This window comes from Aliamphritea ceti (genome assembly GCF_024347215.1).
In the GTDB taxonomy this organism is placed as follows: domain Bacteria; phylum Pseudomonadota; class Gammaproteobacteria; order Pseudomonadales; family Balneatricaceae; genus Amphritea; species Amphritea ceti.
Genome location: NZ_AP025282.1, coordinates 3,458,530 through 3,484,720 on the forward strand (window position 1 = coordinate 3,458,530; position 26,191 = coordinate 3,484,720).

26 protein-coding genes are annotated in these 26,191 nt (G+C 42.0%); 15 read left to right on the forward strand and 11 right to left on the reverse strand.

Annotated elements, in window-relative coordinates:
- Positions 1-116 precede the first annotated feature (116 nt).
- Together OCU49_RS15900 and recQ are read right to left on the reverse strand one after the other, a co-directional pair.
- Positions 117-539 (reverse strand): YqaA family protein, encoded by a 423-nt coding sequence (locus OCU49_RS15900; protein WP_261841540.1) that lies wholly within the window; start codon positions 537-539, stop codon positions 117-119.
- On the reverse strand, positions 536-2,671 hold the full coding sequence (recQ, locus tag OCU49_RS15905; protein WP_261841541.1) for a DNA helicase RecQ: 2,136 nt from the start codon (positions 2,669-2,671) through the stop codon (positions 536-538). The genes OCU49_RS15900 and recQ overlap by 4 nt, the downstream gene beginning before the upstream one ends.
- 127 nt (positions 2,672-2,798) lie before the next feature.
- Between recQ and OCU49_RS15910 the strand changes: the two genes are divergently transcribed.
- The gene (locus OCU49_RS15910; protein ID WP_261841542.1) at positions 2,799-3,389 is read left to right on the forward strand and encodes a YecA/YgfB family protein; all 591 of its coding nucleotides are present in this window, start codon (positions 2,799-2,801) and stop codon (positions 3,387-3,389) included.
- Between the two features lie 205 nt (positions 3,390-3,594).
- On the opposite strand, the gene OCU49_RS15915 is transcribed toward OCU49_RS15910, so the two are convergent.
- The 5 genes from OCU49_RS15915 to OCU49_RS15935 form a co-directional block, all read right to left on the reverse strand.
- A complete protein-coding gene (locus tag OCU49_RS15915) occupies positions 3,595-3,966 on the reverse strand; it encodes a hypothetical protein (protein WP_261841543.1) in 372 nt (123 codons plus the stop codon).
- Between the two features lie 329 nt (positions 3,967-4,295).
- A complete protein-coding gene (locus OCU49_RS15920) occupies positions 4,296-4,526 on the reverse strand; it encodes a hypothetical protein (RefSeq protein ID WP_261841544.1) in 231 nt (76 codons plus the stop codon).
- A gap of 197 nt (positions 4,527-4,723) precedes the next feature.
- Positions 4,724-6,361, reverse strand: coding sequence for a TPM domain-containing protein (locus OCU49_RS15925; RefSeq protein WP_261841545.1), 1,638 nt, complete (start codon positions 6,359-6,361; stop codon positions 4,724-4,726).
- 40 nt (positions 6,362-6,401) lie between these two features.
- Entirely contained in the window at positions 6,402-7,058 is a 657-nt protein-coding gene (locus tag OCU49_RS15930; RefSeq protein WP_261841546.1) for a LemA family protein, read from the reverse strand.
- Positions 7,059-7,176: 118 nt separating this feature from the next.
- The gene (locus OCU49_RS15935) at positions 7,177-8,127 is read right to left on the reverse strand and encodes a hypothetical protein (RefSeq protein WP_261841547.1); all 951 of its coding nucleotides are present in this window, start codon (positions 8,125-8,127) and stop codon (positions 7,177-7,179) included.
- Positions 8,128-8,456: 329 nt separating this feature from the next.
- On the opposite strand from OCU49_RS15935, the gene OCU49_RS15940 reads away from it, so the two are divergent.
- From OCU49_RS15940 to OCU49_RS16005, 14 genes are all read left to right on the forward strand, one after another.
- The gene (locus OCU49_RS15940; protein ID WP_261841548.1) at positions 8,457-9,347 is read left to right on the forward strand and encodes a type II secretion system protein N; all 891 of its coding nucleotides are present in this window, start codon (positions 8,457-8,459) and stop codon (positions 9,345-9,347) included.
- A 3-nt stretch (positions 9,348-9,350) separates the two neighbouring features.
- The gene (gene gspD / locus OCU49_RS15945) at positions 9,351-11,354 is read left to right on the forward strand and encodes a type II secretion system secretin GspD (RefSeq protein WP_261841549.1); all 2,004 of its coding nucleotides are present in this window, start codon (positions 9,351-9,353) and stop codon (positions 11,352-11,354) included.
- An 11-nt stretch (positions 11,355-11,365) separates the two neighbouring features.
- On the forward strand, positions 11,366-12,856 hold the full coding sequence (gene gspE / locus OCU49_RS15950) for a type II secretion system ATPase GspE (protein WP_261841550.1): 1,491 nt from the start codon (positions 11,366-11,368) through the stop codon (positions 12,854-12,856).
- Positions 12,843-14,054, forward strand: coding sequence for a type II secretion system inner membrane protein GspF (gspF, locus tag OCU49_RS15955; RefSeq protein ID WP_261841551.1), 1,212 nt, complete (start codon positions 12,843-12,845; stop codon positions 14,052-14,054). The genes gspE and gspF overlap by 14 nt, the downstream gene beginning before the upstream one ends.
- A 15-nt stretch (positions 14,055-14,069) precedes the next feature.
- A complete protein-coding gene (gene gspG / locus OCU49_RS15960; protein WP_261841552.1) occupies positions 14,070-14,525 on the forward strand; it encodes a type II secretion system major pseudopilin GspG in 456 nt (151 codons plus the stop codon).
- On the forward strand, positions 14,488-14,955 hold the full coding sequence (locus OCU49_RS15965) for a prepilin-type N-terminal cleavage/methylation domain-containing protein (RefSeq protein ID WP_261841553.1): 468 nt from the start codon (positions 14,488-14,490) through the stop codon (positions 14,953-14,955). The genes gspG and OCU49_RS15965 overlap by 38 nt, the downstream gene beginning before the upstream one ends.
- Positions 14,939-15,328 (forward strand): type II secretion system minor pseudopilin GspI, encoded by a 390-nt coding sequence (gene gspI, locus OCU49_RS15970; protein WP_261841554.1) that lies wholly within the window; start codon positions 14,939-14,941, stop codon positions 15,326-15,328. Before OCU49_RS15965 ends, gspI begins: the two co-directional genes overlap by 17 nt.
- Positions 15,325-15,954: a type II secretion system minor pseudopilin GspJ gene (gene gspJ / locus OCU49_RS15975; RefSeq protein ID WP_261841555.1), complete on the forward strand. Its 630-nt coding sequence runs from the start codon at positions 15,325-15,327 to the stop codon at positions 15,952-15,954. Before gspI ends, gspJ begins: the two co-directional genes overlap by 4 nt.
- A complete protein-coding gene (gspK, locus tag OCU49_RS15980; RefSeq protein WP_261841556.1) occupies positions 15,944-16,909 on the forward strand; it encodes a type II secretion system minor pseudopilin GspK in 966 nt (321 codons plus the stop codon). The genes gspJ and gspK overlap by 11 nt, the downstream gene beginning before the upstream one ends.
- Positions 16,906-18,102, forward strand: a complete 1,197-nt coding sequence (gspL, locus tag OCU49_RS15985) for a type II secretion system protein GspL (protein ID WP_261841557.1) — start codon at positions 16,906-16,908, stop codon at positions 18,100-18,102. Before gspK ends, gspL begins: the two co-directional genes overlap by 4 nt.
- Position 18,103: 1 nt before the next feature.
- Entirely contained in the window at positions 18,104-18,580 is a 477-nt protein-coding gene (gene gspM / locus OCU49_RS15990) for a type II secretion system protein GspM (RefSeq protein ID WP_261841558.1), read from the forward strand.
- The gene (locus OCU49_RS15995; protein ID WP_261841559.1) at positions 18,577-19,239 is read left to right on the forward strand and encodes a hypothetical protein; all 663 of its coding nucleotides are present in this window, start codon (positions 18,577-18,579) and stop codon (positions 19,237-19,239) included. The genes gspM and OCU49_RS15995 overlap by 4 nt, the downstream gene beginning before the upstream one ends.
- A 332-nt stretch (positions 19,240-19,571) precedes the next feature.
- Complete coding sequence (locus OCU49_RS16000; protein WP_261841560.1) at positions 19,572-19,991, forward strand: MarR family winged helix-turn-helix transcriptional regulator; 420 nt, start codon at positions 19,572-19,574, stop codon at positions 19,989-19,991.
- Between the two features lie 138 nt (positions 19,992-20,129).
- Positions 20,130-20,654, forward strand: a complete 525-nt coding sequence (locus OCU49_RS16005) for a DUF2937 family protein (RefSeq protein ID WP_261841561.1) — start codon at positions 20,130-20,132, stop codon at positions 20,652-20,654.
- 368 nt (positions 20,655-21,022) lie between these two features.
- On the opposite strand, the gene OCU49_RS16010 is transcribed toward OCU49_RS16005, so the two are convergent.
- The 4 genes from OCU49_RS16010 to OCU49_RS16025 form a co-directional block, all read right to left on the reverse strand.
- The gene (locus OCU49_RS16010; RefSeq protein WP_261841562.1) at positions 21,023-23,029 is read right to left on the reverse strand and encodes a sulfatase-like hydrolase/transferase; all 2,007 of its coding nucleotides are present in this window, start codon (positions 23,027-23,029) and stop codon (positions 21,023-21,025) included.
- Between the two features lie 37 nt (positions 23,030-23,066).
- Complete coding sequence (locus tag OCU49_RS16015) at positions 23,067-23,300, reverse strand: hypothetical protein (protein WP_261841563.1); 234 nt, start codon at positions 23,298-23,300, stop codon at positions 23,067-23,069.
- A 426-nt stretch (positions 23,301-23,726) separates the two neighbouring features.
- Positions 23,727-24,188 (reverse strand): outer membrane lipoprotein, encoded by a 462-nt coding sequence (locus OCU49_RS16020; protein WP_261841564.1) that lies wholly within the window; start codon positions 24,186-24,188, stop codon positions 23,727-23,729.
- A 138-nt stretch (positions 24,189-24,326) separates the two neighbouring features.
- Positions 24,327-26,111, reverse strand: a complete 1,785-nt coding sequence (locus tag OCU49_RS16025) for an ABC transporter ATP-binding protein (protein WP_261841565.1) — start codon at positions 26,109-26,111, stop codon at positions 24,327-24,329.
- Positions 26,112-26,191: the final 80 nt, after the last annotated feature.

The window sequence follows — 26,191 nt, forward strand, 5'->3', positions numbered from 1 at the left end:
AGTAACAGCCATGAAAATAATTTCCGTGACATGAAAGCCACCTGTTACATCCTTTAAATTAACAAGTTTGATACGCAAAACATCTTGATAAATCCGACTTAACAGTCAAACTGTATTCAGCTTACTACCCAAAAAACCACCCAATATCTCACCAACTTCCCCAAAAAAATCAGCAAAACCGACAACAGCACCGGCAACTTCAACCACCCCGCCAACAGGCACAAAGGATCACCAATCACCGGCACCCAGGAAAGCAATAAACTCCAGGCACCATAACGTTGCACATAAGCCATCGCCCGCTGATGTTTCTTACTGTCTGCTTTAAAAGGATTCTTTATCCACCAGCCAAGGGCAAAAGTCACACCTCCCCCTAAGCCATTGCCTAATGTTGCCACTAATAACAATAACCACACCGGATAGGTTGCAGTATTCACCAGATAACCTAAGACAACTTCCGAACCGCCGGGAAGCAATGTTGAAGAGATAAAACTGCTGGCAAACAGCCCCCAGAGATCGAGGCTGTCAGTAAAGGATGTCATGCAGGGGTAGCCTGCATTGATGCTCTGACACAACGCAGAATATGGTATTCATAGGCGCCACCCAAAGCCTCAAATACAGGCTTTAAAGCAACTCCGGTTGCCTGTTCATGCTCAATAATCACTTGTTGAATATTGGTCAGCTCAGCGCTGTTAATTTCAACCACTGACTCTAGATCAAGCAAACCTTTAGTTATTCCCAACGCTAAATGATGGTAAATAACTTTTACCGATAAATGCTGTTGACGGGCAACCTGCTCAACCGTCATACCAGCTTTGTATAAAGTTACCGACTCTTGCGCCTGTAAGTCACCATCAGCATGTTCTTGTTGGCTACTTTCGTATTCATGAATAACCGACAGAAAGTCATCACCATAGAGGGCAAGTTTCTTATCACCTATACCGCTCAAACGTCCCATTTGTTGCTGGGTCTGAGGGCGGTACATCACCATTTCCATCAGCGTTGCATCATGGAAAATTACGTACGGTGGTACATCCTGTTCTTTAGACAGCTGCATACGTAACTCACGTAAGGCCGTCCATAATCCATGATCTTCAGCTTCCAGTTGCTGCTGTGGATCTTTACGCTTACCCAGGCTCTCGTGTTTACGTTTATCCTGCCGCAGTTGAATCTGTTCTTCGCCCCGCAGCAAGTTCCGGCAGGTTTCGGTAAGGTGCAACACCCCGTGGCTGTCTGCCAGTACGCCAAGATAACCGCGCGCAACTAACTGACGAAATACCGAACGCCACTGCTGTACATTCAGTTCCTTACCAATACCAAAGGTAGATAAACTCTGATGATTACTGCTTTGGATTCGCTCATTTAACTTCCCCAGCAAAACATCAATCACATAGCCAACACCGTAACGCTGACCTGTGCGGTAAACCGTCGACAATGCTTTGCGCGCAGCTTCTGTTCCGTCCCATACTGGTACGGGTTCCAGACAGGTATCACAATTACCGCATTCATCTTTGGCGTCATCATCAAAATACTGCAACAGTGCCTGACGCCGACAAGTGGTTATTTCACAAAGCCCCAGCATTGATTCCAGTTTTTGCCGCTCAATGCTTTTATGCATCTCGCTGCCTTGCGAACTTTCCAGCATCTGCCGGAGGAAAATCACATCCTGTAAGCCATATACCATCCAGGCATCTGCCGCTAAGCCATCACGGCCAGCACGGCCAGTTTCCTGATAATAGGCTTCGATGCTTTTGGGCAAATCAAGGTGAGCAACAAAACGTACATTCGGCTTATCAATACCCATGCCAAATGCAACGGTTGCTACCATAATGATGTTTTCTTCGGTGAGGAAACGATGCTGCCGCTGGCTACGTACATCTGAAGCTAACCCGGCATGGTAAGCCAGCGCATTAAAGCCCTGCTCTCTTAGCCATGCAGCGGTGTCATCTACCTTTTTACGGGACAGGCAATAAACAATACCTGAGCTTTTTACATGCTCAGCTTTGATAAACTTCAACAGCTGCTGCTTCGCCTGCTGCTTCTGGCCAATGCGATAACGTATATTCGGCCGGTCAAACCCCTGAACAAAGACCCTGGCGTTTACCAACCCCAGCCGGTCAACAATCTCTTCCCGGGTACGGGTATCTGCGGTTGCTGTTAAGGCAATCCGCGGCACTTCCGGAAACATTTCCTGTAAACGGCCAAGCTGAAGATATTCAGGCCGGAAGTCATGCCCCCACTGGGAAACACAATGCGCTTCATCAATAGCAAACAGCGCCAACTGACATTCCCGTAAAAGCTGTAAGGTACGGGGCTGCAATAAACGTTCTGGAGCAATATAGAGAAGATCAAGATTACCGATGCGTAAATTATGTTCGGTTTCCTGAATCAGAGAAAAGTCTAACGAGGAATTCAGACAACCGGCCCGTAAGCCAAGCTGCGATAATGCCGACACCTGATCCTGCATTAAAGCAATCAATGGCGAAACGACAATAGCAACGCCCGGTCGGATCAGACCTGGCAACTGATAACACAGGGATTTTCCCCCGCCAGTCGGCATCACGACTAGCACATCCTGACCATTTAAAACGGTCTCAATCACTTCGTCCTGTGGCGGGCGAAACTGATCGTATCCGAAAACGTGCTTTAAAATATGCTGGGCTTGCTCAATCATGGCGGGGATTATCCTTAATCCAGATCAGGGTGTCACCCGATATTCAAACTAAGTTAGATAAAGACTACGCATTTACCGCCAATCACTGGTAAAATCGCGGCTTCACGAAACTTAGCGGATATTCACTATGCAAAACCCTCTTCTGACAGCCCCCCTGAATGATAATGAACTCGATGAATTAGAGGCATTTCTGTTCAGTGATGCTGTATCTGAAGATGCCCTGGACCTGATCGGTACCCACGGTTACTTCTGCGCATTGAATATCAGCCCGGCTGAAATTTCTGAAAAGCAACGTTTACAGGAAGTATTCGACGGTAAACCTGACTATCAGTCAGAAGAACAGAAGCAACGCATTACACATTTGCTAAACCGTCTTTACAGCAACATTGGCAGCGATCTTTATAACGATCACGACATGCTGATGCCGTGCGACCTGACCCTTCACGATACCGAAGATGAAGTTGCAGAATTAACACTCTGGGCACAGGCTTTCATGGAAGGTGTATTCCTGAAAGAAGACGAATGGTTTAACCACCAGGCGGAAGAAGAAGTCGCAGAGCTGATGCTACCTATCATGATCGCATCTGACCTGTTTGAAGAACCAGAATTCACCAGCATGCGCGATGACCAGCGTCTGTGTGACGAGATGTGCCGCAGCATCCCGGACCTGTTGGTTGATCTGTATTTGCTGTTCCACGCACCAAAAGATAAGCGTTAATACAGACAGAAATACATAAAGAGATCTGAGCATATAGATCTCAGCTAATACCCAGTAACCCTGCCACAGTGCAGGGTTATTTTTTCCTCAACTCATCATCAAATAATTATTAGAACTACCCGCAATTCAAAGCTGGACTCTCGCCAATAAAACAACAGCCCTGAAACCAGAGCTGCTTTTTAGCTGTATAAGAAACTGATTAACTTTAACGTTCTATCGGATGAAGAATAACCTGATCAAAATCATCACAATTATTACTCCAATGATCTCTTAAAGTAACAGGAAGAAAATTGATAAAAGCCAGATTCAGTGCATTTATCAATGATTGACCCTGAGTATCATTAGCATTGTAGCGCTTGTTTAACGGTATTTTAATAATACTGTTTCCCGTCCGAAAATGAACAAGTACAGCAGACCCCCAGTCATCTCCACCTTCTATATTTGTGATGAACCCATATTCCATTTTAGCAATGGGTAATTCATCAATACAAAGCCTTCCCGGGTTTGTATCGGTAGCAAACGAATTACTGGATAAAAGAATAAAAATAGCAAACGAAATATATTTTTTTGCTTTCATAATACGTCCTTGTAATTTATGTAATCATGAAATTATTGAATAAACTCACAGAGTAAAATTACTCAACTTGGGAGGCAGTATATTAAAACAAAAATATGGTATCAACCGGTAAAGTTATTTTTTAAAAAATGATTTTAATGTGCTACATTTAAGATCATGTTTATAAACGAAATTTAAATTTAGCCACTCTTTTATATGATACAAAACATCCATAATGTATAACGTAATTAATGATTCACAGATAAATAAATCAGTATAAAACTAAACAAACTCTTCAATCAGGATCATATTTTAAGTCACGAAATCAGTTTCAATAACTGGTCCAGCCCTTAATCAATTGGCTGCCTAAGTACAGGTATTATAGAGTCTGCTTCCTTATAAAATTCTTCAACACTATCTACAGAAGCATCTTCAGGGACAAGCAGATCAATACCAAATAGAAAAAACATACTACTCATACCAATATATATAACTTGAACATGATCACTTGTATCTATAGCTAGGCCGACCCCAAAAAAGAATAAGGCTAAGGTTAAAGCTGTCCTTTGAAATCCTTTCATTAATACTTCCTATTTCTTTTAACTTCAGTAACTGTTAAAAGACACATATAACTTTTTGTTAACTGCATACGAAAATATTATCTACATTTATTCGATACCAAATGGATGATTAAACATAATCACCCATTTTAAATATACAAATAAAAATCAATAATACCCCTAACACCTAAAAACTCTAATATAACAGTTAAATTATATTAGTGAACCTGACTCATTTCTCGTTTAGGCTCTACTTTTGCATTAAAATTCATATAAAAATCTCCACGTAAAACTTGTATGGAAATTTCATCATCAGATTTTAAATTATATAATTCATCATCAATAAAATTAATACTCGGATTATTTTTCTCATTCCAATGGGTAATTAAATCATTCTTTTTTAGCCCCATACGATCAGCCTGAGAATCAGGTTCTATATGAAATATTTTAACTTGGTGCTTACCTCTACTAAAGAACGTCACACCAAAACGATACTTTCCGGGATCTGGATATGGAGGTGCTTTAATAAACTTATCAAAGTACATATTACCACGGCGAATTTTAAGAAAAATATCTAATCCAGGTCGAACAATTTGCATCCGTCTGTCTACAACGTTCGAATGTGGATTTTTGTTACTTTCCCATTGTAAAATAACGTCACCAACCATCAGCCCCTGATTTTTAAGATAAGAATCTAGTCCAACAAATCTTTTTATTACTGTACCTTCATATCCACTATAGCCATATTTCATTCCAAAAGGTTTATAAAATGGAATCCCCTGATGATCAAAACGCTCCCCTTCAGGGCGATATATATATAAGTGTTCGAAACCAAAAAGATATTTAGCAATCCCAGACTGATTTTGACGACTAAAATCAAGATACCATATATTTCCTACCGTATGGCCGAGTCCATCTCCCATTGCTTTAAGATCAATCCGCCACTTTCCATCGTAGCCTTTTTCAAATAGAAACGGATCACAGGAGCGGTCCTGCAATTTAGGCATCCAAACAGCCAAGGAACGAGAGCTATCATAGAAAAGATGCTCCATCTGACAATTTTTATACCGCTTTACAGCATTATCCATCTGAGCAGGAGTACTTACTTTTCCCTTCATATGCAACTTTGACCCAGCAGTAAAAATATCCAGATCCCAGCGACCATTCCGATTTTCCATCGCTTCAAAAAATCGACGTAAGGTTTCAACCGGCTGTTCAGCTGCGAGAATGTCCGATCGCCCTTCAACAAAGGTATTATCCCGTCCGCTGGCAATATTACCTTTACTACTCGCTCCACCGCCTATACTCATTTTCAATGAGTCAGGATCAAACTCTCCACCTTTCATAGCATCAATCAATCGAATTCTGATCAATTCACTCGTCGCAAAGATGCCTTCATCTACTCTGCCTAACTTAAAATAAGGCACCATTTGCCGTTGTTCAATGTACGCAATGAAAGCATCAGGAAAAACAGACTCAAGCTGAGCCGAAACCTCTATGCGTAACACATCCTTAACCGGATCAATTACTAATAACAAACCTCTACCCTGACGACTTTGCTCCCCAATCAACTCATCATTGAATAATTGCCTGGAATATTCGTCGATATCGGAAATATCATTTGCCGTAACAATGCGGTAATCAAGATCATATCTTTGTAATAAAACCTGATGGTATTCATTAATATAATTTTCATCATCTACGGATAATAGATTCGACTGATCATCAATTAAACTTAATTTTTGATCAAATAAGTCTTGTAAATCGATTTTATCTAAATAACTATTTCCGTCATAAGAGAGCCTGATGATAACGGCCGTCAAAAGCAGCAGTAACACTAGCGTTAAAAATTTCATTACTCATCCTTGAGTTATTTAATCAAGTTCACTTTGTTAATCAATCCAATTCAACAGATACCCTTTCATTGGAACCATTATCAGATTGAAAATATTCTTTTCGCTTGAAACTACCAATAGAAGCAATAAAACTACCTGGAATCCCTCTGATAGAACGATTAAATGCTTCAACGTGTTGATTATAATTAATTCTTGCAATATTAATCCGGTTTTCAGACCCTTCTAACTGAGCTTGCAAAGCTAAAATTTGATCATTTGACCTAAGCTCAGGATAAGATTCAACAGTGGCAATCAGCTTATTCATTAAGCCACCAATTTTACTTTGTGAGACATCATAAGCCTGTAAGAAATCTTTATCTGTAATTCCAACTAATGCATTTTCTGCCATCATTTGTTCACCGTCCTGACTAGCATTCATAAGTAAGCTCATAATCTGTTCCATCTTTTGATTATCCCCGGCGCGGGCAGTTGTTATGCTTTCTAAGGTGTTTCTTTCATGATTCATAAAAGCAGAAAGAGTTTTTACTAAATTAGGAATCAGATCAGCTCGACGTTGATAATTACTTTCAACCTGCGCCCATGCACTAAATACTGCCTCGTCTTTATTTACAGCACTGTTATAAAAGTAAACACAAACCAATATAGGCAATATTAAAATAAGTAAAACAGTTATAATTGAAGATAATAATGTATTCATAACGCCCTCACTATCCTTGTGATGAATGAAATATAATTCTTATTAATTATTCTATTCATAGCCTCATAAACATCAGTAAAAATAAGCACATAAAGCAATTATTTAAACTGTAGTGATTTTATTTAACACATGACACATAAGCATGTGCACGCCAGGATGACCGCCGAGTTTTATTACATGCTGTTTCTTTGAAATAAATCTCTCTAACCGGACTTGATTCAGCGGTAAAAACTAATACATCTTCAAATATCTCTTGCCCGTTTTTTTCCACCTCGATCCGATACCTTCCCGGATAGACCTGGTAATGTTTTTTATCATAGCCGCCAACTTTTCCTGCAGCATACTCAGGAAAAACATCAGCAGCATATTTAAGCGCTGCGGCACTCGTAAAGGCTCCTTGCAGAATATCCTCAGCTGGCGGAGGCGCTCCGGTAAGAAAAACATCTACCCCTTCTACTTCTGTCCGCTGCTGATCAAACAACTTAAGCTCTACCCTTTGCATTTTTTTCAAATGCACTGCTTCAGAAACCCTGGCAAGCACTGGCCGGATATCCTTATATGGCACAGGTAACCAGTAATAAGCCTCTCCAGCTTTAAGTTTAATCAAATAACCCCTGTCTATACTGGCCTTATCCCATCCATCCCCCTCACCGCTATAAGGCACCGTAGGTAAGACATCCGCAACGACTTTACGGTATTCACTAACAATGGGGTAACTATCAGATTTTACCCAGCGAAAATACTTAAGAGGGTCTGCTAAACGCACTTCAAACTTAACAACACCATTCGCATCAGTTTTTAAAGGCTGATCCGGAGATACACGTAATTCAGAGCCGACAAAATCAAACCATAGCTGCGTATTTATGGCTGGCACCCATTCTTCACCGACTTTCTGCTGCACTAAAAATTCAGCAACGCCTGATCGCGACTGCTTCAAAAGATCAACTAGTTCTATCCGATACCTGGTATTTTCAGTGGTTACTGCAGGTGGTTTTAAGACTGTGTATTGACACTCTGAGAGCAGCAAGACCATCAGCACCTTAATTATTCTTAATAAACGAATGTACAACGTTTTATTCCCTCAAAACTAAAATTCATTCCTTAAAAAAACATCTTCCTAAGACACCTTCTGTGGCACGTTGAATTAGCTATAACATTTATTTGTTTTTAGAAACAATATTGATCACAGCTAACCTGTCTCTTAATATTAATTGGACGAACTTACTACAGTAATCAGCACTATTGAAGTATTTATTAGTTTTTAAAAGCTCTTGGATATATGAATATTTTTTAAAAACTTAATAAAACATGCTTTTATACGAACCACTTACGAGGTAATCTAACAGAAGAAATTGGATTTCTGACTGCTGACTATATGGATATAACAGGCAACTTTTTATGCTACTTCCTCAGTTTATCTCTCGCTCACTTACTCATATTCTGATTGCCGGATGTGCCGTTCTGCTGGCTCAGTTATGTTGGCAGGTTGTCATCAGCCAGCTCAGTTTTACCCCAGCGGAAAGTATTAATACTAAAGCTGCCCTGAACTCACACACGCTTGTCAGCCTCGATTCATCAGAAATTATTCGCGCCAATTTATTTGGTGTTGTTAAAAAAAACGCACCGAATGCGGTTTTACCCAAACCTAAAATCAGCCGTCTTAATATCCAGGTACTTGGCATCATCAGTGGTTCACACCAAAGTAAGGCGGCTATTCTCAGCCATAACGGAAAGCACGGTGCTTTTTTAATCCATCAAACCCTGCTCTCTCTGGGAAAGCCTGAAATTTCTATTACTGCGATAGATGAACGCCGAATCACTATTGATAATGACGGCACAGAAGAACATCTGTTCTTAAAAGAGACGTCTGAGAACAGCTTTCTCAGTAACATACAGGTTGATGTATCAGATGTTGCGGAACCTCCTGCCAACACTCTAATACCTATACAGCACATAAACTTACAGGATAACGACCAGCTGCAGAGAGTTGTAAAACATATTGACCGTATAGTCGCCACACGACCCGACTTTTATAAACGCTTTGTTTCCTTCAGTCAGGTTGCTGCATCATCAAACAATGTATCCGGCCTGCTTATTAAACCAGGAAAAGATAAACGGTTTCTTGCACAAATCCCCTTACAGTCAGGTGACATCATCACTCACCTTAACGGTAAAGATATTTCACAACACTCTCAGGACAACATTCTTTCGTTATTAACAGAAACGCCAATGATTGCCCTGCAACTGCAGCGTGAGTCTACAGCTATAACCCTTAAGTTAAGTATCTGAACGATGAATACCATTAAACATATCCTGGTTCTGATAGTACTTAACGCAATGGTATTTTTTTCAGGCCTTGCAACAGCAGAAGACTACACCTTAAACATGCAGGATGTCGAAATCCGGGACTTCATCAATACCATCGCCAAACTTACTGAAAAAACCATCATTATTGATGAGAAGGTCAAAGGACGCATCTCCATCGAAAGCCCGAAAACACTATCTTCGGAAGATTTATATGAGATTTTTTTAGTTCAGCTGAGTGTAAAAGGCTACACCGTTATCGATAACGGCACAGGTATTCTGAAAGTAATACCGGCACAGGGAGCCAAACTGCAAGGTGCAGAAGTTGGGTTGGGAATTCCACAAAGTAACAGCGAGAAAATAATTACCCAGGTCATAGAAGTTAAAAATGTTAACAGTAACCAGCTAGCTGCAACTCTGCGGCCACTGGTAGATGCACAAATAGGGGTTATTGCCGCTTATGCGACTTCTAACGTAATTCTGGTTACAGACAGAGCTACAAATGTAAAACGCATCTCAAAGATCATTCAGGAAGTCGACCGGGCAGACTCACAACGTTTATCAATAATAAAGCTTAACTACGCGTCAGCAACTGAATTAGAACGAACCTTAAATAACCTTACTCAGCGACAGGGCGCCGAACAAAGCAGAACCCCTCCTATTATTTCAGCAGATACCCGTACAAATACACTGATTATACGCGCAGACCTGCCTGACTGGCTGAAGCTTAAAAGCATCATTGAACAATTGGATTCCGAAGTAGAAAATACGGCTAACCATAAAGTTATCTATCTTAAATACGCCAATGCAGGAGACCTCTTACCTGTTTTAAAAGGTGTCAGTAACAGTATTGTTGAAAATGCCAGCAGCAGTAACGGTGGACAGATCTCAGCCTCAGCACCTCAAAATGTAACGATAAATGCTCACGAACAGACCAACGCTATTATCATTTCCGGTGACCCATCAATTATAAAAAATCTGGAAAGTATTATTTCTAATCTGGATATCCGGCGTGCGCAAGTAATGGTGGAAGCCATCATTGCCGAAATAACTGACACAAAAGCACGGGAACTTGGCATTCAGTGGCTGTTTGGCAGTAATAACAATTATGTGTCTGCAGTAAATTTTCCCGGCAGCGGCAATAACAGTATTGTTGCCCTGGCAAATGCAGCCTCACAAAAAGCCGACACTTCAGGGTTTATTGGTGAAGGTCTTAACCTGGCAACCGGCAGTATTAACCGTAACGGTTTTAGTTTTGCTGCGTTTCTACAAGCTCTGGCGACCGATAAAGACACCAACATTCTATCAACACCAAATCTGGTCACACTGGATAATGAAGAAGCCTCTATTCTTGTTGGTCAGGAAATACCGGTGATTACGGGTTCAACAACAGGTTCAGATAACAACAATCCCTACCAGACAATCGAACGTAAAGACGTAGGTATTAAGCTCACCATTAAACCTCAAATAAATGAAGGCAGTGCCATTCTGCTAAAAATCACTCAGGAAGTTTCATCCGTGTCTGGCCTACTCGCATCAGATATTGTGACGAACAAACGGGTGATAGATACCACGGTTTTAATTGACGATGGTTCAATGATTGCCCTTGGTGGCCTGATGACTGATGAAGTACAGGAAACCTATTCTAAAGTCCCGGTGTTAGGCGATATTCCTTTGCTCGGTAAAGCTTTCAGGTCTGATCAGACAAAACGTGAAAAACGTAACCTGATGGTTTTTCTACGGCCAAAAGTTCTGTTGGATCAGGCTTCTGCCACACAGGAAAGCCGTAAAAAATATCAGGCACTGTACAGCCTGCAGCAGCAACAAAATATTGAAACAGACATCAACCTCATTCCCGGAGAAAAACGCCCTGCCTTGCCCAGCTGGGATAGCGAAAGCATTGCACCGAGCTGGTATGGCAATCAACCGCTACCTAACGCAATCAGTGAGTCAGGTGAACTTCAGTATGTCTCACCTGAAACCTTTTTCTGAGTGGCATTCCTATGAAGAGTACTCCTTTACTGCCGTTCAGCTTTGCCTACAAACAAGGCGTAATGGCTATTCGCACTGATAGCCAGCCTGCTGACATTCTCTATTCCGAAAGCACCTCGCTTCAGGCAATTGCAGAAACCTGTCGCGTACTCCCAGCTCCAGTGAACTATGTGCTGCAGTCAGCGGATGAAATCCAGAAACAGATCTCTCTCATTTATAAAGAGGCCGATAATGACTTTGCAGCAATACATGAACTGAACGACCACCTTGATCTCAGAGACATGAATCTGGAAACAGCTATCACTGAAGATTTACTTGATAGTCAGGACGATGCGCCAGTGATTCGTATGATAAATGTCCTCTTCAGCCAGGCTCTCAAACAAAAAGCTTCGGATATACATATTGAAACGTTCGAAGCCAGTATGTCAGTCCGGATACGTGTAGATGGTGTGCTTCAGGAGGTATTAAAGCCAGATTATCGCTGGGCTCCACGTCTGATCTCCCGCATCAAAGTCATGGCTAAACTGGATATCGCTGAGAAACGCGTTCCACAGGATGGGCGGGTATCGTTAAAGATGGCGGGTCAGGCACTGGATGTCCGAGTCTCGACTATGCCTGCGATTCACGGTGAACGCATTGTTCTGCGTTTACTGGAGAAACAGACCCGACAACTTAATTTTTCACAGCTGGGAATACCTCAACAAACCGCTGATAAACTTCACGAGCTGTTTCAGGTACCTAACGGGATTATTTTGGTAACCGGCCCCACAGGCTCAGGTAAAACCACCACTCTTTATGCCGGACTATCCGCTCTGAATGATAAATCACGCAATATACTCACAGTTGAAGACCCGGTTGAATATGCACTTGAAGGTGTCGGGCAGACTCCCGTTAATACAAAAACCGGGATGAGCTTTGCCAAAGGCCTGAAAGCGATTCTGCGTCAGGACCCGGATGTCGTCATGATAGGTGAAATTCGTGATGCAGAAACAGCACAGATAGCGGTACAGGCCAGCCTCACCGGGCACCTTGTCTTATCAACACTACACACCAATGATTCGCTTGGCGCAATTACCCGCCTGATGGATATAGGTATCGAATCCTATCTGATCGCATCAGCGCTTAAAGGTGTATTAGCCCAGCGCTTAATAAGACTTTTGTGCAAACACTGTAAAACCCCGGCAACACTGGATGCCCAACTTGCTGAGCGGTTAGGAGATTCAACTCAGGCAAATGCAGAGGTTTTTGATGCTTGCGGCTGTGACCTCTGTAACAACAGCGGCTACTCTGGTCGTGTCGGTTTATATGAACTTCTTACTGTTACTCCCCCGCTGGCAAAGCTCATCCATAACCGCGCCAGTGAACATGAAATTGCTGAATATGCTCAGGCCTATGTCAGCACCTTATTAACGGAAGGAAGACAACTAGTCTTACAGGGTAAAACACCTGCCCACGAAGTATTAAGAACAGTTAAGGACTCAACTGGCTATGCCATCGTTTGAATATCATGCGCTGGATATGACCGGCAAAAAACATCGCGGCTTTATTGATGCAGATTCTGGACGACAGGCACGTCAGCTCCTGCGTGATAAAAAACTGTTAACAAACATTCTGACACCGGTTAATGAACAACCTTCCAAAAGAAAACTTTGGTTTAAACCCAAAATATCTGTGCAACAACTGGCACTGTTTACACAACAGCTTGCTGTACTTATCCAGTCCGGGATCCCTATCGAAGATGCGCTTCAGGCTACTATTGAGCAAAGTAATAGCAAACATTTATGTACGGCATTACAAGGTATAAAAAGCAAAGTACGTGAAGGTCAGGGCATTGCCGAGAGTATGACCGAATTCCCTGGCATATTTCCTCCTGTCTACCAGGCTCTGGTAGGTGCGGGCGAAAAGTCGGGAGATCTGGGTAAAGTATTATTACAGCTGGCTGACTACACTGAACGTAACCAACAACTACGTAATACTGTCTTACAGGCATCGATTTACCCAATTGTACTAACTCTGGTGGCAACCATCATCATTGGCGTACTCATGGCTTACGTAGTGCCTAAAGTTGTCGAACAGTTTGAACATGTTGGCCAGCAGCTCCCGCTGCTAACCCGTATCATGATCAGTCTGTCTGACTTTATTGTGAATAACGGCGGCATACTGATCTGTACTGCCCTGGCGCTGTTAATTGCTTTTCATTACAGCTATCGCCACTTCAGATTTAAAATGACCCTGCATAAACAACTGCTAAGGTTCCCGTTTATTTCCAGACTACTGATCAATCTGGAAACAGCCCGAATGCTGAACACACTCAATATAATGCTAAACAGCGGTGCGCCCCTGCTACAGGCATTAAGCGTAAGCCAGCAAACAGCAGCAAATATTTACTTCAAAACTCTTTTAAATAACCTGTCAGAAAGCGTTCGGGAAGGTGGCAGTCTTAATAAAGCTATGGGACAGCTAAAACTCTTCCCACCAATTACGGTATTTATGGTTGCTAACGGTGAAATCTCAGGCGAGTTGTCGCTCGCTTTAAAGAAGTCTGCCGAACAGCAGGAACACCAGCTAAATAACATCATAGCTATTACTACTCGGCTGGTAGAGCCGGTTCTCATCATCATCTTTGGGCTTATCGTTCTTGCTATTGTGCTGGCGATATTACTGCCAATCATGCAATTAAATGACCTCACGCAACTCTGAGCAGGGAGCACAACAATGCGTAATCTAAGCAATATTTGCCACCGCTATAAACCCCACACAAAGCAAACGGGGTTCACTTTGCTGGAAATAATGGTGGTCATCGTAATTTTGGGACTTTTGGTTGCAATCGTTGCACCTAATGTCTTGCAAAATCAGGATATTGCGATGGTTGAAAAAGCTAAGGCGGATATTTCCGCATTGGAAAATGCCCTGGATATGTACAAGTTAGATAATCATAAATACCCATCAACAGATCAGGGGTTAGAGGCTCTGGTGAGTAAACCGACGATACCTCCCGCGCCCAAAAACTATCGAATGGACGGCTATATTAAGCGTCTTCCCAGCGATCCATGGGGCAACTCATACCAATACCTTTATCCCGGCGAGCATAACAGCTACGACATTTATTCACTTGGTGCGGACGGCAATACTGATGGCGAAGGAATGGCAGCAGATATCGCTAACTGGTAAGCAATATGGCTTCACCCTGTTAGAACTGATGGTCGTGATTACCCTAATCGGGCTTATCGGCAGCATTATTATCGCCAGGCCTTATGTAACAGCTAATGACAATAATCCTGCTGCTGAACTGGAAATACTCCTTAAGGAAATGGCTAACAAAGCGCTTATAGAGCAACGCTGGTATGGAATGCAAACTGACACCGACAAATACCGGCTGATGCAATTCTCGAATAATGGCTGGACACCCGCAGGGAAGAAAAACTGGGTGGAACTGCCAGCCAATATGACACTTGAAGTATCCCCACAACCTGCAAACAGTGAAAGCAGAAAGGTTGTTATCTTCGCGTCGCCAGACGGCCTGCTCAGCAATGTTAGCCTGATATTAGTCACCCCGGCTAAAGACATCATCTTAAGGGGCCCCTATGCACTCGCAGAATAAGCATCCAGCAAATACTAATTCCCGCTATAGCGGATTTACCTTGCTGGAAGTCATGGTGGCAGTTTTTGTACTGGGCGTGGCTGCGGCAGCAATTGTGCAGGCAACCAGCGCTTCAATTCGGCATGCGGACGCTATTACTGAACGGCAACTGGCCCTTTGGGTTGCGAATAACACAATGACAATGGCGATGTTGCCGGAGAGCCCTACCAACCAGGAAGGCTCAAGTTCATTCGGAGGCTATACATATAACTGGCAATTACGTGCAGAGCACACGTCAACTGACAACTTTCAACGGCTCTCAGTAAAAGTATTTCGACCCAACAGCCAAAACCATTATCTGGCACAGCTTACGGGGTTTAAATTCACAGAATGAAATCAGCCCTGAACAGTTTCGCCGGCTTCACCATGATAGAGCTCCTGGTTGCCATTGCTATGACAGCATTAATCGGTCTGGCTGCCAACAGTATGCTGGACGTTATGCTACGCAGCGGTAAACTGCTAAATCAACAACAGGCACAATTAATTCAGCTGGATTCAGGATTACGTATCATCCAGCGAGATTTACAACAACTGGTTCCCAGACAACTTAAGGGTGATGATTTCACCACTTCTTCTTTCGGTATGCTATTGCGACCAGTCAGTGAAGCTGTTGGCAGCAGTTTTATGGAATTTATTCGATTTAGTGCCTCCCCTTCCCTCAGACATGATACAACACAGCTGATACGGGTACGCTACCGGCTACTTGATACCAAGCTAATCAGAGAACAACGTCCTTTTCCTGCAATGCCGGACCAGCAAAGCTGGCATAAAATAGTCGTATTAGAAGAAATAAGCGCGATTAAAATTCAGCTTTATACTCAGCAGTGGCGGGAGTTATTTGGTAATTATCGAGCTACAGAGTTACCACTGGCGCTGCAATTAACCTTTCAGCACCCATACTGGCAAAATGCTGATCTTGTCGTAGCTCTTCCAACCGGAAACCAACCTGATGAAGCATAATCAGCAATCCGGTGCAGCTTTACTGATCGTACTATCTCTGATGGCTATTCTGACCATTATTCCGACAGAACTTTATGAGAAATCACGTTACAGCAGTAACCGTCTAAGCAGCTTGCAAAGCTTATTTCAGGCGCAATGGTTTGCACGTAGTGGCGAAAGCCACGCCTTACTTAAAATCCGCGAACTCCATAACCTTAAGGTGATTGAAGCCGGACAACTGCGTACCGACTACCCTATAGAAAAAGGAAATATAAACATTCAGTTAACCCCTCTGCATAACTGTTTTAACCTCAACAGTCTTGACAGTAAGACACCTGAAGAACAGACAGAAACCAATAATCCCGATCGTTTAATAGCAATCAACAGCCTGAAACGTTTACTGCAACACTCAGGCATTCCATTACATACCAGTCGAATATTCACCAGCCGACTTGCCGACTGGATTGATCAGGACCAGCAGCCTCTGGACAGTTTTGGGCTTGAACGTGCAGGTATTAACACCCCCAAACCCAACAATACGCAGCTCATGAATACTGCTGAAATTTTCCGGTTAAATATTCTGGGCGTGCAAGAATTCGACAAAGTAAAACAACATTTATGTGCTCATATTAACGACTCCAGCCTGACCATCAATCCAAATGACTTAACCACCGAAGATACCGCTTTACTACAAGCAGTACTGGGTGATGCGCTGTCACCTGAAGCGATCAGACAACTCTTAGAAGCCAGACCCGCAGACGGTTATCAGGATATTAAGAGCTTCTTTACACAAGGCGTTTTTAAAGACACCGAGATCACTCCGGCAACAAAAGCAGCCTTCTCTCTGAAACGTAATTTCTTTCATGCAAAAATCGATGTGCACTACGACATTGCAAGAATCCGACTCAACAGCCTGTTAAGTATTAACAATGATAAAGGCACGGTGGTGGCACGATACTATGGAGCTATGCCATGAAAAAGCATACTGTCATCCATCTGTTAGCAGACGTGCAACAACAGCAGTGTAGCTGGATAGCGCTTCAGGCTAAGCACACCCCTTCGTCAGGAACCGTAGATCTAACTAATCTGGAAAGCCTTGCAAATCAGTTTCCAGACGCGGCTTGTCATGTCTACCTGCCCTCAGAACTGATCAGTTTTATCCGATTAGAATTACCCAATGTATCCGGAGCTGCCTTACAAACGATTCCCTTTCAGATAGAAGAGTTTCTCGCCGAACCTCTGGAACACTGCCACATAGCTTACAGACATAACGGTACAGACAGTGCCGAGACCCTTACCTGCAAACGGGACATTATTACAAGATGGCAAGCGTCGTTTGAGGACTCGGGTCTGGACCTGCAATGTCTGACAGCAGATATATTCCTGCTTGACTCAGAACATCCGACCCTGTGGATAGATACCAACCGCATACTCGTTCACAGCTGTCTATATAAAGGCGCACTTCCTGCTGAAATTCTGCCGCATATACTGGAAAGACATGACACAACTGAGTTGCAAATATTATCCTGCTCAGGCATATCAACAGAAAGCTCAGAAACATTACGGCAAAGTAAAATAACGCCGCTGGTACGGCAGTCAATCTTTACACAGGAAGCGGTCTTAAAAGCTCAAAAGTCATCTGTAAATCTTTTATCCGGAGAGTTTGCTAAATATACGGTTTTCGATAAGTTCCGCAGCTTGGTCACAGCTCCGGCAATAACTGCCGTTTTCTGTCTGCTACTCTGGTTAACCAGTAATTTACTGGGTAATTATCAGCTGGAAAAAAGCATACAGCACGCAGATCAAGAAATGACAGCCTTGTATAAAACGCTGTACCCACAGGCTAAAAAAATCATAAACCCTGCCAGCCAGATGCGTGCAAATATCAAGCGACAGCAAGACCGTCCGTCGCACCTGTCTTTCATTAGTCAACTTCATCAGATAGCTCAACTCCTCAGCCCAGGAGAGCTACATATCAAAAGTATTCGCTACAATCAAAATAACCAAAGCTTACAAATACTGCTTAACGCTAACGGATTCGCGCCTCTGGAACAGATTCAAGCACAACTAAAACATCAAAACCTGAACTATAAATTTGGCGATTTAATACAAACCCCTGAAGGCGTATCAGGGCTCATCAATTTGTTACCTAACACGCAAGGAAGCTAATATGACAAAGGATTACCTTTCACGCCTCAGCCCCAAAGAATTAAAAACCCTGGCGATTGCGATTCCAACCATTCTTTTACTTTTCTCATGGTTGCTGCTGATAAAACCTGTATTGGAAAGTAACCAGCAATTACAGCAACAATTAAAACGTAAGCAAGCTGATCTGGCATGGATGCAAAAAGCTCGTTATCAGATTTCTCCGCCGCTCAAACAAAGCCAGCCATCAACGGAGATTAACCTGAGACAACAAATTAATGATGTATTTTCCCGAAAAAATATCAGTTCATCACGGCTTAACAGTAGTGGGACTGAGCAACTTTCAATGACTGTTGATTCAGCAGAATTCAATCATCTTATCGACGCAATAACGACGTTGGAAAACAAAAGTATTCTTCTCACACAGGGCCATATCACTCCTCTGCAGAGCACGGGAATAGTGACTGCAAAACTGACATTCAGCTACGGAACTGAGAAATGAGATATTTACTGTTAACATTTTTCTGTAGCTTTTTCATCGCCGCTATTGCACTACTACCCGCCAGGCTATTAGAGAGTTATTTACAAAACTACGGCATTTCTTCGTTTACATTAGAAGGAAATTTATTAACCGGAACAGCAACCAGCAGTCGGTATCCTGACTCAGCCTTTCACTGGCAATTAGATTTACTATCTCTCATTACATTTTCGCCTAGCTGGCAACTTAAATCCGCGACTGGCACATTCAATCTGACTCCGGCTTTAACCAGTACTAATATCAAGGCGCTTAATGGTTACGGCAGAATAAATGATCTTTTAAGGTTAGTAACCTTCCCCGCTAACCTGACGGGTAAGTACCAACTTGATATTAAGCACCTGGATCTCAGCGGGTGTAATGAAAATACAGTCATCCAGCTAACAGCCAACAGAATACACAGCAAAGAACCCGCAATTAACTGGGGCGCATTGCAAACCGACTGGACCTGCGAGAACAGCTCATGGCAGGTGATACCAATACTGTCCAACAGTGAAGTTAAACTTAATGGACGATTAGTCATTGGTCCCGATACAAACATCGTTAGCGAACTTAAATTCGAATCTGACAACCAACAAATCCAGATGAATCTAAATGCTATTACGCCAAGCAAAGCTAACCGGTAGAGCCAAAAATGCTTAAACACATTTTTGAAACTCATCTAACAACAGTAATATCTAATCCAGCTTTTTCACTCAGTGTAAAACAATGAACAATAGAATTGCTCTTCTATGCAGCCTGATTCACCGAAGCAACACTATTCTGCAAAGCAAAATGATACACACTGAGTATCTCTAGCCGGCTTTTACTATCTAGATACCCTTGCCTGACACCTCTATATTCACACTCAAAAACCCCACGGTATTAACTGTTGAAACTTTTTTCACTGACAGAGTTTACAGCTCACACAAGCTTCACATATACTTGAGTAATCAAGCATTACTTAAGGACTTGTAATATGTCAGAACAATCACTGGAAGCAAGCTTTGTCATTCAAACCTCAATGCTCGCCTCTAAATTAATAAAGAGAGTCGATGGCCAACTAAGCATTCATGGTATTAGCTTTACTGAATTCATGATCATGCGTCATTTGAATTCTTCAGCGCTTAAAACCATGCGACGCATTGAAATAGCAGAAGCTGTAGGTATAAGTGCATCTGGTGTAACACGGTTAATAGCACCGATGGAAAAAATGGGCATAGTAGAAAAAGAATCGAATCCCAGAGATGCTCGTCAGAGCCTGGTCAAGCTATCGAAGGCGGGCCAACGTTTATTTGAAGATGCATCTTTAAGCTTCGAAGACTGTTCAAAACATATGCTGCAACCGCTAAGTAGCAATCAGCTGGAAAAGCTCATAGAACTTTCAGGCAAGTTATAGAGTAATATTTAATATAGAGACACGTATCCAGATAACCTGCTTCGCTCCAGCCAGACGATGCGCTTCGTTCGGACAATCCAAGCTTCATATGGTTTTCCGATTTTTTGCAAGTAGCAGCTAACATCTAAGGAGAACAACTTGATTGGAAAATTATTAGATAAGCTGGTTTTCGGGGTCACGCTTATTTTCGCCCTGCAGATACCTCAGCTGGCTGATCATTACCAACAGTTTTTATCCGGTATGTATCAGGCTACAAAATCGCAAGTCGAAGGTTATGAATCCACCGCCAGCCGATATGAATATCCGTCTGTCAGAGCAATGGTTGAGCATCATCTTAAAAACGATGTCAAAAGCGTACGGGCTGACGCACAGCAAAAGCTAGCAACCCTTGAACTATTTGAAGAATTAGAGGCAGGCATACAAATATTGAAGAGTGGCAACATCATAGATAAAGCAACCTATATGCTTAACCCTGTTAGATATGACTACTTGGAAAAAACCGTTCATAACTTCAAGCCAGGAATCCCTTTAACGACGAATGGCATAGTTTTCGGAATAGTTTTTGGATTAGTGGTAAACCTTCTGATCACCTTTCCATTCGTAATCTGGTCTAAACGCAAAAGGCATCACACGCGAAGCGCCAAAGATATACGCTCTGCTTAATCTAATGTGTCTTGGTGTCCATGACAGTCTGGGAAAAATGGCGCAAGACTAAAATACACGACTCTTTATCTGCTCTGAATAACCTCCTCCAATCAATACCAGTTAATTGGCTACTAACTTATTTATAACAAGTTAGTAGTTAAGCTAGATAACTCATACACAAGGAAACGCTATTCACACTAGTCAGGTACCTCCATCAACAACAAATTATACTTTCACGATAATATGTAGCTAAAGATCATAATTTTATTAAGAATCTAACAAAATGGCTTCGTTTGTTATATTAGATTATCATCAAAAAAATTCGGCATTATCACCACCCCTATATAAACTGGAAAAGTGAATTTCACTACACAACATTTTTATGACTAAATGTTGTTTGATTGGCAATACCCATATGGGTCAAATCCAGGATCTTCTGAATAATGTTCACATATACTCTTTAACATTACGGGCCAAGGAGCGTCTCCTTTATATTCTGATAAATAGTGCCATTTTGAATTCAAAGTATCTATAAGAACTAATTCCTCATGGTCAGGTAAAAATATCAACTGCCATGTATAATAGTATATTGATCGTTGTTTTCTCTTAATAAAACTAGAGTATTCATTAGGCTTTATAATTAACCTTCCATTACCATCAACTAAGTACTTTGAGTAAGTTTCAGAGAAAACAGCTTTTTTGTCAATAAAACTGGTATTAAGCGATTTTACTGGTAAAGAGGATTCAACAAAAATCATTCTATTATTATCTTTCTTCTCTCGACTTGGTAATGGCTCTCCATCGAAAAAGGATAGATGATCAGAAAGTTCTAGTTTTGCCAAAATACTTGGTGCTATATCAACAAGAGAAAATAAACCCGATATAACAGAACCCTGCTGAACAGATCTGCCATTTTCAAATTTAGAGTATGCAAGCAGTACATCCGCCTGAGCCTGGTTCATAACATTTGTACCATGTCCCCATGCATTCGTTTTTAATGAATAATCATCTGGATACGAAGGGTTACTAATTGTATCTTTTTCAAGCATAAATCCTTCGCCATGATCAGAAAAAACATAAACATGTGCATTATTTAACTGTCCACTTTCTTTAAGTCGGTGTATAAAATCTGCAAACTGATTGTCCATTTTCTGCAGCATTTTTTTATACATGAAGTGATTATAATTTCCTGTCCAGTCAGTATTCTCCGAAGGAATAAATTCTCGAGATGTATACGGCCAATGCAGCATACAGAAATGTGCTGCCAAAAAATTAGGAGAATCTGTTGCTAGAGAATTAACCACCTCTTTATTGAACTGATGTGGACGATACGCTTTTCCGTACGCCCGGTTCATATAAAGATAAGGAAATATATATTTAGAAAAAGAATTATTGAGCATTAAATTAATCAGCGGTAAATCTGCATTATTCGCTATCAGAGCATCTGCAGCTCCAGCTTTTGGACCGATCACCTTATCGAAACCATAAGCTTCATCAATCTGATTAAAGCGCCGCTCATCCATGGCATAATGCATTTTATAATTATTTTTTTTAAGTTTATTTATTAAATCGAATTCCGTATTTACCTGGCTAGGAGAAGTAAGATTAAAACGAGCACCGTGTTTTACTGGATAAGTTCCACTCAATAGGCTCATCCATGCAACATAAGTTCTGGCCATAGGAGAATATGTATGATCATAAACAACAGCTTCGCTTAAGAAACCATTTATATTCGGAGCCCAAGCTAAAGGGCCATTTTTGTATAACAAATGATCAGGGCGTAGACCATCAACACCGATAATAATGACATTAGGTTTCTGTTGGGGAGACTGAACATTATTTTTAAAAGATACTAAGTTAACTGACGTAAATATAATAGTTATAGTAGCCACTATTGATAACTTTACCCCTCCTATAAGGTGATACATTCCATACAAGAATAAACTTCCTAATATAAATGACAAAAAAATCAACAGCGCTGGTGAAACTATATAGCTATGCCGTAAAAACCCTAATAAAGATGTTGGATAAAATAAAGAATTCAAAGCTATTATTAATGTCATATGACCAAAAAATATCGCCATCCAAATCAGTGTTTTAGTATTATCATTCCATTTTTTTTCAATCCATGGCTTACAGCTAACAGTAATTACTGCTGCCCATATAAGATGCAATATTACACAAACAACAAAGAAATAGAAAAGGTCAAAAACCAAAACAAAATTAATAAAATGTTGATTTTTTACATGAGTCATTAAATCAGCAATTACCGCTGGAGGATAATACTGCAACAACTTACGGTAGAAGAGTAAAAGGCAGGTCACAAATAGTATAAGAAAAACGGTACGCCAAAATATTCGAGTTATTGTAATTAATGATGTTGGCTCTATCATCCCGGATCCCCATTCAGGCAATAAAGATTTATAAAAATTACTTTTTCTTTGGTGTTATTTTATAATTATAATGTTTAGTTATTTGATCCGGAAACTGAACTGATGACGGCCAGTCTCCCAGAATCAGATAGCGCTCAGGTAAACTCGAACCTCCTGGGCTTTCAGAACGAATAGATTTGCTAATTTGATAAGCTTTTAATGCAGGTATTACGTTTAATAAAAGCATAATAATAATAACGCTTGTTAAACCATACTGCAGATAACGCTCCATATATGTATCCCCGTTCCCAGAACAACCTACTACCTAAAGCAAACCTTTCAATTCTTATTAAAATAATTATAGCTGCTGACTCCCGGTTTAACCGAGGAAACTTAAAAAAACCTAAACAGGTCGGTATATCTATGAATTCATTGGTAAATATTTCCATCAGACAAACAAGAACTGCGCTAAAAAATGGTATCAAATACTCGAGATTCTCAGTACACACTTGTCAATGTTCATAAGCAGCATGTCACTCTTGCTTTATACTTCCCGCTTTACGATGACAGGCCTTAAAAACAAACGACGTTAGAAAAAAACATTTATTCGTCTGTTGGGCTTAATCTACTAAATCTATCACACCAAACTCTTCTATTTTTTTGACACAAAAAAACCCGCTTAATAGCAGGCTTTTTTACAGATATAGAAAATTGATAACTAACGTGTTACCCGCGCAGTTCCGCCCTGTCCAAGAATACGTACCCGGTCACCAGCCTGGAAAATACCATTGCCGCTGACTTCCTGTACTACAGAAATAATCCGGCGGCTTTCCAGTTCAACCGTAATTTCCTGAGCTTGCTTGCGGGTTAATTTTTCTTCAGCCTGCTGGCCGACTACACCACCAGCAACTGCACCTAATACCGTTGCAATGCTGCGCCCTGTACCGCCGCCAATTTTACTGCCACCAATACCGCCAATAATTGCACCTGCACCAGCGCCCAGCGGGCTGTTAGTACGGCCTTCAATTACAACCGGTGTCACTGAAAGCACCTGACCATATTGTACCTGCTGAACTTTCCGCGCTTCGCTCCGGGAATAAGTTTCACCGGTCAGTGAAGAAGCACAGCCCTGCAACATTACCGACGCAGCCAACACCGTTGCCACTAAAATCTTATTCATAACTTACCTCGCATCCCAGCGACTAAACCGGGGTTGCCTCCAAATAATTGTTCACTCTAACTTAGCAAGCAATTGCTTAACCTGCTTTTAATTATACGTTAGCGCTGTTATGTAAAACTGCCGCAAACTTGAGCAGTATTAATGTTGATGCTGCCCATAAAGTTTGGCATACAAGCCATCCTGTTGCAGCAAATCCTGATGCTCTCCCTGTTCACTGATTTGTCCGTCTTCAAATACATAAACTCTGTCGGCCTGCTTCACTGCACTTAAGCGGTGAGCCACTATAATCGTCGTTCTTCCCACCAAAAAGTTTTCCAGTGCAGACAGCACTTCGAATTCTGTTTGTGCATCCAGTGCCGATGTTGCTTCATCCAGAATAACCACCTTAGGATCAGACAAAACCATACGGGCAATTGCCAGCCGCTGGCGCTGACCACCGGATAAACGTACACCCTGACGGCCAACCAATGCATCCAGCTCACCGTCAAGTTCGGCGACAAATGATTTCAACTGCGCGATTTCAAGCGCCTGCCACAAGCGTTCGTCATCAAACTTGCGCCCTAACGTCAGGTTGCCGCGTACTGTATCGTTAAACAACATGGGCTGCTGTAACACTGTGACAACATTTTCGCGAATAAGATCAAAACCTATCTGTTCTACGGGCACACCATCGTAGCGGATCGCGCCACTGCGAATCGGATACAAGCCCAGCAGAATCTGCACTAACGTCGACTTACCGCCACCACTGGCCCCCACCAGAGCAATCTTCTGACCGGCTTCAATTGTTAGGCTCAAACCTTTGAGTACTTCCTGATCAGGCAGATAGCCAAAATGTATTTTCTCGACATCAATCGCGATTGATTCGCGCTTGCTGAACGGATTTTCCAGATGCGGATAATCTGGTTCTTCTTCCAGATTTTCCAATTCGTTAATCCGCGATAGCGCTGCATTTGCATTGTAGTAGGCATACTGAATACCCAACAGTTCCTGAACAGGCCCCATCATAAACCAGAGATAGCCAAACACAGCCATCATCTGGCCAATGGTCAGATCAGAAAAAACTACCATCAACATCGATAATGCACGGAATAAATCGAAACCAACCAGAAACACCATAAAGCTGAAACGGCCAGCGGCTTCGCTACGCCAGCCAAAGGCAACTGAACGGTCCCGCACTTCTTCAGCCTGCCCCTGCAACCGCTGCAAATAATGCTTTTCACGATTGGCTGCTCGAATCTGATAAATCCCTTCCAGAACTTCTATCAGGGAAGCTTGAAATGCGCCATAAGCAGCGTTCTCATCTTTCTTAAGGTCTTTTACCCGCTTGCCCAGCACCATAGTGAAATACACCACAATAGGATTGAGTAATAAAATAAACATCGCCAGTTGCCAGTGCATCCAGAGCAGTACTACAGCCGTGCCAAGAATCGTCAGCCCCGCCAGTAACAACTTACTTAACGACGTACCAACAAACTGATCGACGGTATCCAGATCAACCACAAAGTGATTACTAACCTTGCCACTGCCAAGGGTTTCGTACTTCGCCATCGAAATACGTTTTAGTTTTTGCAGTAATCCCTGGCGAATTCTGAAGACAACTTCTTTTGAAATGTGCGTAAACTGACGACCCTGCCAGACATTCAACCCCAGCGCGATACAGCGCAGAATAATTGTCAGTACCAATATTGATACAATGTAGAGCACAGCACCCTGCCAGGACTCAGGAAACAACTGCTGACAAATCTCTACCAGTGTCGCAGGCTGCCCAAGCAACACCTCGTCTACCAGTAACGGCATAAGTAAAGGCAAAGGTACGCTGGCAATCGTTGCCAACAGCGCAATCAGATTTGCCTTAATCAGTTCTGGTTTATATTCCCGGGCGATTGAAAAGATATAGCGCCAGTTATAACCGCTTGAATGCATTCATAAATCCCAAGTATTTAAATAACCTATACCGACACTATAAATAGAAAAAAACCCGCAATAAAGCGGGTTTCATTACG